The sequence below is a fragment of the Tardiphaga sp. genome (genome assembly GCF_028290785.1).
Classification (GTDB): Bacteria; Pseudomonadota; Alphaproteobacteria; order Rhizobiales; family Xanthobacteraceae; genus Tardiphaga.
The window spans coordinates 1-10,029 of the sequence record NZ_JAQGJD010000358.1; the positions used below are offsets into that span (position 1 = coordinate 1).

The window sequence follows — 10,029 nt, forward strand, 5'->3', positions numbered from 1 at the left end:
TCCGCACCGGCAGCGCCAGCATGAACGGCCACGAAGTGGTGATCGGCACCGCGCTGATGCTGATCGGCAGCAACAGCCGCACCGTGGCCGCGGCTGTCGATGCGAAGCTCGCGGAGCTTCGCAAGACCCTGCCCGCCGGCATCGAACTCACCGCCGTGCTTGACCGCACGACGCTGGTGGACGCGACGATCAAGACCGTCGCCAGCAACCTCGGCGAAGGCGCGCTGCTGGTGATCGTCGTGCTGTTCCTGCTGCTCGGTAATTTTCGCGCGGCGCTGGTCGCCGCGCTGGTGATCCCGCTGGCGATGCTGATGACCGCTGCCGGCATGCTGCAAGGCCGGATCAGCGCCAACCTGATGAGTTTTGGCGCGCTCGACTTCGGCCTGATCGTCGATGGCGCCGTGATCATCGCTGAGAACACGCTGCGCCACCTCGCCGAAAAGCAACAAGCGGCGGGGCGCACGCTGTCGCTGGCCGAGCGTCTGCAGACCGTGCAGCAGGCCGCCGAGGAGATGATCGGCCCCAGCGTTTACGGCCAGGCCATCATCATGCTGGTCTACCTGCCGCTGCTCACCTTCACCGGCGTCGAGGGGAAGATGTTCCAGCCGATGGCGCTTACGGTGCTGCTGGCGCTCGCGGCGGCTTTCGTGCTGTCGCTGACCTTCGTTCCGGCGATGATAGCGATCCTGGTCACCGGTCGCGTTCACGAAGGCGACAACGCCGCCATCCGCTGGATGAAGCGGCTCTATGCGCCGGCGCTGGCGCACAGCATCCGGCGGCCAATTGCGACCATCGCAGGTGCGGTCGTGCTGTTCGGTCTCGCCGTGCTTCTGTTCGCGCGGCTCGGGCAGGAGTTCATCCCGACGCTCGACGAAAAGAACTTTGCCATGCACGCGCTGCGGATTCCCAGCACCAGCCTGACCCAGTCGCAGGCCATGCAGGTCGATGTCGAGAAGGCGATCATGGCACTGCCGCAGGTGGCCCTGGTATTCTCCAAGACCGGCACCGCCGAAACGGCCTCCGACCCGATGCCGCCGAATGCGTCCGATACCTTCATCATCCTCAAGCCGCAGGCGCAGTGGCCGGACCCGAAACTGGGCAAGGACGGGCTGCTGAAGCAGATCGAGGCGGCGGTCGAGCAGGTGCCGGGCAACGCCTATGAATTCACCCAGCCGATCCAGATGCGCTTCAACGAGTTGATCGCCGGGGTGCGCGGCGATCTGGCCGTGAAGATCTTCGGAGATGAATTCGAACCGCTGCTGCAATCGGCCAACAAGGTCGCGGCAATCCTGCGCGCGACGAAGGGCGCCGTCGATGTCAAGGTCGAACAGGCGGCCGGCCTGTCGATCCTCGACATCGCCATCGACAAGGCGGAGATCGCCCGGCGCGGCCTCAGCCTCGCCGCCGTGCAGGAGGTGATCGGCAACGCGATCGGCGGCCGAGACGCCGGTGCGATCTTCGAGGGCGATCGGACCTTCGAGATTGTGGTGCGGCTGCCCGAGCATATTCGCGGCGATCTCGATGCGCTGCAGAACCTGCCGGTGGCGTTGCCGCTGGCCGGCGCGGCGGTCGCCACGATTCCGCTCGGCCAGCTAGCCTCGTTCAATCTCGGCGAAGGCCCGAACCTGATCAGCCGCGACAACGGCAAGCGCCGCGTGGTCGTGACAGCCAATGTCCGCGACCGCGACATCGCCTCGGTGGCAAACGAAGCGCGCGCCGCGATCGATGCGCAGGTCCGGCTGCCCGCGGGATACTGGATGACATGGGGCGGCCAGTTCGAGAACCTGGCGGCGGCGCGCCAGCGTCTGGCCTGGGTGGTACCGGGCTGCTTCGTGCTGATCTTCCTGTTGCTGATGAGCGCGCTGGGCTCGGCCCGCGATGCGGCGCTGGTGTTCAGCGCGGTGCCGCTGGCGCTGACCGGCGGCGTGCTGGCGCTCTGGCTGCGCGGCATTCCGTTCTCGGTCTCGGCCGCGGTGGGCTTCATCGCGCTGTCGGGGGTCGCGGTGCTGAACGGGCTGGTGATGCTGACCTATGTGAAGCAATTGATGACGGAGGGCCGCAGCCGTCTCGAAGCGATCCACGAAGGCGCGCTGACGCGGCTGCGGCCGGTGGCGATGACGGCACTGGTGGCCTCGCTGGGTTTCGTGCCGATGGCACTGGCCACCGGCACCGGCGCCGAAGTGCAGCGCCCGATCGCCACTGTGGTGATCGGCGGCCTGATCAGCGCGACCCTGCTGACGCTGCTGGTGTTGCCGGCGCTGGTGGCGTGGCTGGGGAAGGATGTGGCGGAAGCAAGATGAACTACACTCGGTGTCGTCCCCGCGAAGGCGGGGACCCATAGCCACCGTAACTGCAAGTAGCACGCTATCGCTTATAGCGCCTTGGCCACACGCGACGGCGTATATGGGTCCCCGCCTTCGCGGGGACGACGCGGTGTTTGTGGCGCGCCTATCCGTCCACCCTACTTCGCGTAGATCTTCCCATACGTATCGCGCAGCACGTTCTTCTGCACCTTGCCCATCGTATTGCGCGGCAAATCATCGACGAACAGCACGCGCTTCGGCATCTTGAATTTTGCGATCCGACCGTCCAGCGCGGCGATCACGCCGGCCTCGGTGAGGCCCGCGCTCTTGTCGGACACCACCACCGCCGTGACGCCTTCGCCGAAATCGGCATGCGGCACGCCGATCACGGCGGACTCCACCACGCCCGGCATGGCGTCGATCTCGCTCTCGATTTCCTTCGGGTAGACGTTGAAGCCACCGGAGATCACCAGATCCTTGCCGCGGCCGAGAATGTGGACATACCCCTTATCGTCGATCTTGCCGAGGTCGCCGGTAATGAAGAAGCCGTCGTCGCGGAATTCCGCCTTGGTCTTCTCCGGCATCCGCCAGTAGCCCTTGAACACGTTGGGGCCCTTGACCTCGATCATGCCGATGGTTTCCGGCAGGAAGACCTTGCCGGTCTCGGGATCGGTGACGCGCACGGAAACGCCGGGCAGCGCCTGGCCGACGGCGCCGGGCACGCGCTCACCGTCATAGGGATTCGACGTGTTCATGTTGGTTTCGGTCATGCCGTAACGTTCCAGCACGGCGTGGCCGGTGCGCGCGAACCACTCACGATGGGTGTCCGCCAGCAGCGGCGCCGAGCCGGAAATGAACAGCCGCATGTGGCTGCAAGAATCCTTCGTCAGGTTCGGGCTCTGCAGGATCCGCGTGTAGAAAGTCGGCACGCCCATCAGCACGGTGGCGCGCGCCATCAGTCTGATGATCAGTTCGGCATCGAGCTTGGGCAGGAAGATCATCGACGCACGCGCAAACAGCGTGACGTTGCTGGCCACGAACAGGCCGTGGGTATGATAGATCGGCAGCGCGTGGATCAGCACGTCCTTGTCAGTGAAACGCCAGTAGCTGACCAGGCTCAGCGAATTCGACGCGAGATTGTCGTGCGTCAGCATCGCGCCCTTGGAACGGCCGGTAGTGCCTGATGTGTAGAGGATCGCGGCGAGATCGTCGTCGGCACGTGGCACCGTGATGAAGTCGGTCTTTGCGGCAGCCGCAGCGTCGGTCAGCGAGCCCTTGCCGTCAGCCCCGAGCGTCTCGACCTTGGCGCCGACCTTGGCGGCCATGCTGGCGAACCCTTCGGCTTTGGAAGGATCGCAGACGATCAGCGCCGGCTCGGCGTCGGTAATGAAGTAATCGAGCTCGTTCAGCGTGTACGCCGTGTTGAGCGGCAGGTAGACCGCGCCGGCGCGCACCGTCGCCAGATATAGGACGAGACCCGGCACCGACTTCTCGGTCTGGGCGGCGACGCGATCGCCGGGCTTCACGCCGCGCTCCACCAGCACATTGGCCATCCGGCCGGCCAGCGCGATCAGATCGCCATAGCTGATGTGCTTGCCTTCGGGAGTCTCGATCGCCAGACGCGAGGCGTCGTCGAGATCGTCGAACAGGCGGGAAAACAGATTGGCGTTGGTGCTCATGGGATGTCACGCAGTTCCGGGGCGGGGTGCGATCGACCGATCGCGTCAATACGACGCGCATTTACTAGCAAGAATGCCGACCCAAAGGCAATTTCCTCACGCGAACGCGACGCGGCGGCAAAAGTTTCACCCTGCGGCAAAATAGATTTCCTGAAACTGCCCTGAAACGCCTGCGTAGCTCGGGCATCGGCGGCGCAGTCTGGCTCCAAGCAGTCTGCACCGTGGTGTGTGCCCCCTTTAACGCGCCGGCCATAAGCCGGTCCATATCCATCCAATGGGAGACGATCCATGTCCAAGCGCATTGCACTTTTGTCGGCCGTCGCATTCAGCACCCTCGCCATCTCCGGCAGCCTGCTGGCCCCCGCATCGGCCGAAGACAAGAAGATGATGAAGAGCGAGATGTCCGGCGAGAAGACCGTGATGGTCGGCGGCGCCCCGATGTATCCTTCCAAGAACATCGTCGAGAACGCCGTCAACTCCAAGGATCACACCACGCTGGTCGCCGCCGTGAAGGCCGCCGGTCTGGTCGACACCCTCTCCAGCAAGGGCCCGTTCACCGTGTTCGCCCCGACCAACGCTGCCTTCGGCAAGCTGCCGGCCGGCACCGTCGATACCCTGGTGAAGCCCGAGAGCAAGGCCACCCTCACCAAGATCCTCACCTACCACGTGGTGGCCGGCAAGCTGAACGCGGCTGACCTTAAGGACGGCCAGAAGCTGAAGACCGTGGAAGGCGAAGAGCTGACCGTGAAAGCGTCGGGCGGCAAGGTCATGATCGTGGACGCCAAGGGCGGCTCCTCGACCGTCACCATCGCGGACGTCAACCAGTCCAACGGCGTCATCCACGTCATCGACACCGTGTTGATGCCGAAGGCCTGATCTACGCCTTACGCGCGAGTGCTTCGCGCATCCGGACTAGTCCCCACCGGGTGCGCGCGCGTCCCCACGGGCGCGACGAAGCGAGCCGGGGCAACCCGGCTCGCTTTTTTGTGATCGCGCTGCGTCACAGCCGTGGCGTCAACTGTAACGAACGACGGATTTTGCCGTATAGCTGGGTGGACCATTTGGAACGGATCATTCGATGTCGAGCATCTCCTTCAGCGCCGAAAAGGCGACCGCCGCCCCGACCCGGGTGATTCAACCCGCCTGGGTGCGGATCGTGCACTGGATCAATGCGGTGGCGATGGTGCTGATGATCATGTCGGGCTGGCAGATCTATAATGCGTCGCCGCTGTTCAATTTTACCTTCTCTCCGATGATTACGCTGGGCGGCTGGCTCGGCGGCGGCATCATGTGGCATCTGGCCGCGATGTGGCTGCTGGTGGCCAACGGGCTAGTTTACCTGGTCACCGGCCTCGCCACCGGGCGGTTTCGCCGCAAGCTGCTGCCGATTACCGCGACGGGCGTGATCGACGACACCCGGGCCGCGCTGACCGGCAAGCTTTCCCATGACGATCTGACCAAATACAACAATGTCCAGAAACTGCTCTATGCCGGCATCATCGTGGTCGGCATTCTGATCGTGCTGTCCGGCCTGTCGATCTGGAAGCCGGTCCAGTTCCAGTATCTCACCGCCTTGTTCGGCGGCTACGATTTCGCACGCTATGTGCACTTCGCGATGATGGCGCTGATCGTCGCGTTTCTGGTCGTCCATGTCGCTCTGGCGCTGCTGGTACCGAAAAGCCTGCGCGCCATGATCATCGGCCGTTAATTTTAGAAGGCGCGATTTTCCGAAAACCGGTTGCCACTTTTCGGATCGCGCCTTGGAGGAGAACTACCATGATCAGCCGTTTCCGCTCCCTCATCATTCCTGGCGTCGACAAGAAGCTGCTGGTGAAAGATGCCGCCAAGCTGATGCCCGACCTGTCGCGGCGGCGCTTCATCGCGTCGGGCGCCAGCCTGGGCGCGCTGACCTTGCTAACCGGCTGCGACGTGTCAGACAGTCTTTCGGCTGACAAAATGTTGGCGCAGATTTCCAAGTTCAACGACGCGGTGCAGGCCGCCATCTTCAATCCTAACGCGCTGGCGCCGACTTATTCGGAAAAGGACATCAAGCGCCCGTTCCCGTTCAATGGTTTCTATTCGGAAGACGAGGCGCCGGAGATCGACGGCAACGACTGGAAGCTCGAAGTCTCCGGGCTGGTGCAGAACAAGAAGTCATGGACGCTGGCCGAGTTGCACAAGCTGCCGGAAGTATCGCAGATCACCAGGCATATCTGCGTCGAGGGCTGGAGCGCGATCGGCTCCTGGCAAGGCACGCCGTTGCGCGATTTCCTGACGCTGGTCGGCGCCGATACCAAGGCCAAATATGTCTGGTTCCGCTGCGCCGAGGACTATACCAGCCCGCTGGATATGCCGACGGCGCTGCATCCGCAGACCCAGATGACCTTCAAGTTCGACAACAAGATTTTGCCGCGGGCCTACGGCTTTCCGATGAAGATCCGCGTGCCGACCAAGCTCGGCTTCAAGAACCCGAAATACGTCGTCTCGATGGAAGTCACCAACGACTACAAGGGCGGCTACTGGGAAGACATGGGCTATAATTCATTCAGCGGCAGTTGACGCTGCTGCTTTCTTCCCTTCTCCCCTTGTGGGAGAAGGTGGCACGGACGAAGTCCGTGCCGGATGAGGGGAAGCGACAGAGCTCCGCTGTACCCCTCACCCGTCTTCGCTTCGCGAAGCCACCCTCTCCCACAAGGGGAGAGGGAAGAACGCCGTTAGAACCTACACCACCTTCCCCACCGGTTTCTGAAACATCGCTATGGCAGCGCCGATCCCCAGCGTGGCGGCCGATACCACCAGCGCGGATGACAGACTCTGCGTCGCGTCGCTGATCGCGCCGACGGCGATCGGGCCGAGCGTCTGGCCGATGCCGAACACGATGGTCACGATGGCAATCGCCTTCGGCCACGCGTCCGGCGGATAGTTGAAGCGCACGAAGGCCGTCGTGGCGGTGACCACCGCGAAGAAAGAGACCCCGAATACCAGCGCGGAGGCGCCGAGCAGCAGAGGCGAATGGCCAAGCAGCGGCATCGCCGCGCCGACCGCGTTGACGCCGAGGATGATCGCCATCGCCGATCCGCTGCGGCCGCGCGCGAGAACGCCGCGCCACACCCAGGGCGAGGCGAAGGCGCTGGCGCCGACCAGGCACCAGAAGGCGCTCTGCGCCACGGCATCGCCGCCGAAATCGCGCACATAGGCGATCATGAACGTCATGTAGGCGATGTAGCCGGCGCCGAACATGAAATAGCTGAGCAGAAAGATCGATATTGGACGCAGCGCCACCGCCGAGGGGGCGACGTTGGATACGCCGGCCGACGCATCGATGGACTGCGCCAGCAACGGCAGCGTCAGCATCGCGCAGACGGCCGCCAGCGCCAGCCAGACGATCCACCACGACCCCGGGCCAAAACCCTGCAGCATGAACGGCGCTATCAGCCCGGAGAGCAGAATGCCGACGCCGGGCCCGGCATAAAACAGGCTCAGCAAAAAACTTGAGCGCGCCGGCTGCGACTGTCCCAGCGTCGCGGCCAGCGCGCCGCCGGCCACGAAGGCGATCGCGGCGCCAAACCCTGTCAGCAGCCGCGCCAAACTCAGCACGGTAAAATTATCCGACAGGCCGCAGATCAACAGCGACACCACGCAGGCAATGGTCCCGGCCCGCACCACGGCAAACAGACCGAAGCGCTTGCTCAGGCGTGCTGCGACAAGCGCGCCAGCCAGATAGCCGCCGGCGTTGATGGTGTTCATGAAACCGGCGGACGAATACGACCAGTGCAGGGCGTCGCGCATATCGGGCAGCAGAAGCGAATAGGCGAAGCGGCCGACGCCGAGCCCGATCGCCGGTGCCAGCGACAGAATCAGGATCTGCCGCGCGAGAGCGGAAGGCGATGGTGGCATTGGGGCTGTCACGGGAGTCTCCGGCGGCTGCGCCGAAGCATGGCAGGTCTTCGTCGGGGCGAGCAAGCCACCCGGCGGCAACACTGTCTTGCCAATCCCGCAACGACGCCTTAGCACTCGCCGAAATCAGAATTCCCAAGGAAAGATCAAGGGCACGGATCATGGCAACGCACAACCTGCTGCTTCTCCCCGGCGACGGCATCGGCCCCGAAGTGATGGCCGAGGTGGTCAGGCTGATCGACTGGTTCAACGCCCAGGGCATTGCGCGCTTCGAGACCGAGAACGGCCTGGTCGGCGGCGCCGCCTATGATGCCGACAAGCTTGCCATCACCGACGCCACCATGGCCAAGGCAGACGCTGCGGACGCCATCATTTTTGGCGCGGTGGGCGGCCCGAAATGGGACAGCGTGCCCTATGAGCACCGCCCGGAAGCCGGGTTGTTGCGTCTGCGCAAGGACCTCGGCCTGTTCGCCAATCTGCGGCCGGCGGTCTGCTACCCGGCGCTGGCAGACTCCTCGAGCCTGAAGCGCGAGGTGGTCGAGGGGCTCGACATCATGATCGTGCGCGAGCTTACCGGCGGCGTGTATTTCGGCGAACCCAAGACCATCACCGATCTCGGCAACGGCCAGAAGCGCGCTATCGATACCCAGGTCTACGACACCTACGAGATCGAACGCATCGCGCGCGTTGCCTTCGACCTCGCGCGCAAGCGCGGCAACAAGGTGACGTCGATGGAAAAGCGCAACGTCATGAAGTCCGGCGTGCTGTGGAACGAGGTCGTCACCCAGGTCCATGGGCGCGAATACAAGGACGTCACGCTGGAGCACCAGCTCGCGGATTCCGGCGGCATGAACCTGGTGAAGTGGCCGAAGCAGTTCGACGTCATCGTCACCGACAACCTGTTCGGCGACATGCTTTCCGATATCGCGGCGATGCTGACGGGGTCGTTGGGCATGCTGCCGTCGGCCTCGCTCGGTGAGGTCGATGCCAAGACCGGCAAGCGCAAGGCGATGTACGAGCCGGTGCACGGTTCGGCGCCGGATATCGCAGGCCAGGGCAAGGCCAATCCGCTGGCGATGATCGCCTCGTTCGGCATGGCGCTGCGCTACTCGCTGGAGATGGGCGACGCGGCCGACAAGGTCGATCAGGCGATCGCCGCGGTGCTGGCGAAGGGCTTGCGCACGGCGGATATCGCGTCGGAGGGCAAGACGGTGGTGAGCACCAGCCAGATGGGCGAGGCTCTGCTGGCGGAGCTGCAGGCGCTTTACGCGTAGATAATCACGAACCTCTCGCCGGTCGTCCCCGCGAAAGCGAGAACCCATAGCCTCCGCCGAATTGATAACAGACGGTATCGATCGCGCGTCGATGCTGTTGCACGGCGTATGGGTCCCCGCTTTCGCGGGGACGACCCGGGGATAGTGCCGCGTACGCCACAACAAAAATGCCCGGCTGAGCCGGGCATTTTTCGCAAATGAATGCTGCTGCGCTCAGTACAGCGGGAAGCGCTCGGGATAGCCGCCGAGATCCCAGGACGAATTGAGCGGCTGGCGATCCAGCGGGCGGTTCAGGTTCTCGCGGGCGAACGACTGGCCGGGGGGATTGGCATAATCGGTGAATTTGCGGTCGCCCGGCAACACTTCGACACCGGCGTCGAGCCAGGAGCGCTTGGTGACGTAAACGCGGGTGCGCGGACCGGCCTGATACGAGGCGTTCGGGCCGCGCGCGCCGTAGGCGACAGCGTCGCGGTCACGGACCTGGGTCTTGCGCTTGGCGGCATCTGCCGGCGTGGCGGCCAGAGCGGTCGCGATCACGGCGACCGTCGCCAGCAGCACGGCAAAGGTCTTCGCGGCGGTGAATTTCAGGGTCATCAGGTCCTCATGGGCATTCAGATGGGGCAAGCGAAGCAGCGCACCCCGATTTGGTGTCAGTTTAGCTGGCGGCGGTCGCATGCCACAAGGTCAATCGGGCCACACCCGAGACATAATGCGCCGCACGCCGGAATGCCACCTGCAAGCCGCCCGGCGGATGGCGCGTCACAGGCTGCCGCGCAGCAGCGGGTTCTGGGCTCCGGTGACCCAGTCGGCCGAGGTCGCCGGCAGCGCCGAGCCGGTCGCACAGCCTCTGCGCTTCAACTCGGCATGGGCGAACAA

8 protein-coding genes are annotated in these 10,029 nt (G+C 64.3%); 5 read left to right on the plus strand and 3 right to left on the minus strand.

Features of this window, described 5'->3' with window-relative positions; translation table 11 throughout:
- On the plus strand, positions 1–2,300 hold a 2,300-nt coding region (locus JWR89_RS22965; protein ID WP_299720431.1), incomplete at its 5' end, for a CusA/CzcA family heavy metal efflux RND transporter.
- 161 nt (positions 2,301–2,461) lie between these two features.
- Here JWR89_RS22965 and JWR89_RS22970 read toward each other — a convergent pair.
- Positions 2,462–3,982, minus strand: coding sequence for a malonyl-CoA synthase (locus JWR89_RS22970; RefSeq protein ID WP_299720433.1), 1,521 nt, complete (start codon positions 3,980–3,982; stop codon positions 2,462–2,464).
- A 288-nt stretch (positions 3,983–4,270) separates the two neighbouring features.
- Between JWR89_RS22970 and JWR89_RS22975 the strand changes: the two genes are divergently transcribed.
- From JWR89_RS22975 to JWR89_RS22985, 3 genes are all read left to right on the plus strand, one after another.
- Positions 4,271–4,858 (plus strand): fasciclin domain-containing protein, encoded by a 588-nt coding sequence (locus JWR89_RS22975; RefSeq protein WP_299720434.1) that lies wholly within the window; start codon positions 4,271–4,273, stop codon positions 4,856–4,858.
- Between the two features lie 202 nt (positions 4,859–5,060).
- Positions 5,061–5,690: a cytochrome b/b6 domain-containing protein gene (locus tag JWR89_RS22980; protein WP_299720435.1), complete on the plus strand. Its 630-nt coding sequence runs from the start codon at positions 5,061–5,063 to the stop codon at positions 5,688–5,690.
- A 68-nt stretch (positions 5,691–5,758) separates the two neighbouring features.
- Positions 5,759–6,541, plus strand: coding sequence for a molybdopterin-dependent oxidoreductase (locus JWR89_RS22985; RefSeq protein WP_299720437.1), 783 nt, complete (start codon positions 5,759–5,761; stop codon positions 6,539–6,541).
- Positions 6,542–6,703: 162 nt separating this feature from the next.
- On the opposite strand, the gene JWR89_RS22990 is transcribed toward JWR89_RS22985, so the two are convergent.
- Positions 6,704–7,879: a YbfB/YjiJ family MFS transporter gene (locus tag JWR89_RS22990; protein WP_299720440.1), complete on the minus strand. Its 1,176-nt coding sequence runs from the start codon at positions 7,877–7,879 to the stop codon at positions 6,704–6,706.
- Between the two features lie 161 nt (positions 7,880–8,040).
- On the opposite strand from JWR89_RS22990, the gene leuB reads away from it, so the two are divergent.
- On the plus strand, positions 8,041–9,153 hold the full coding sequence (gene leuB / locus JWR89_RS22995) for a 3-isopropylmalate dehydrogenase (protein ID WP_299720438.1): 1,113 nt from the start codon (positions 8,041–8,043) through the stop codon (positions 9,151–9,153).
- 213 nt (positions 9,154–9,366) lie between these two features.
- Here leuB and JWR89_RS23000 read toward each other — a convergent pair whose 3' ends face one another.
- Positions 9,367–9,747 (minus strand): hypothetical protein, encoded by a 381-nt coding sequence (locus tag JWR89_RS23000; RefSeq protein WP_299720439.1) that lies wholly within the window; start codon positions 9,745–9,747, stop codon positions 9,367–9,369.
- Between the last annotated feature and the right edge of the window lie 282 nt (positions 9,748–10,029).

Bases quoted from the DNA above. Each gene is read 5' to 3' on its own strand.
- JWR89_RS22970 (WP_299720433.1), bottom strand. From the start codon at position 3,982: ATGAGCACCAACGCCAATCTGTTTTCCCGCCTGTTCGACGATCTCGAC.
- JWR89_RS22975 (WP_299720434.1), top strand. From the start codon at position 4,271: ATGTCCAAGCGCATTGCACTTTTGTCGGCCGTCGCATTCAGCACCCTC.
- JWR89_RS22980 (WP_299720435.1), top strand. From the start codon at position 5,061: ATGTCGAGCATCTCCTTCAGCGCCGAAAAGGCGACCGCCGCCCCGACC.
- JWR89_RS22985 (WP_299720437.1), top strand. From the start codon at position 5,759: ATGATCAGCCGTTTCCGCTCCCTCATCATTCCTGGCGTCGACAAGAAG.
- JWR89_RS22990 (WP_299720440.1), bottom strand. From the start codon at position 7,879: ATGCCACCATCGCCTTCCGCTCTCGCGCGGCAGATCCTGATTCTGTCG.
- leuB (WP_299720438.1), top strand. From the start codon at position 8,041: ATGGCAACGCACAACCTGCTGCTTCTCCCCGGCGACGGCATCGGCCCC.
- JWR89_RS23000 (WP_299720439.1), bottom strand. From the start codon at position 9,747: ATGACCCTGAAATTCACCGCCGCGAAGACCTTTGCCGTGCTGCTGGCG.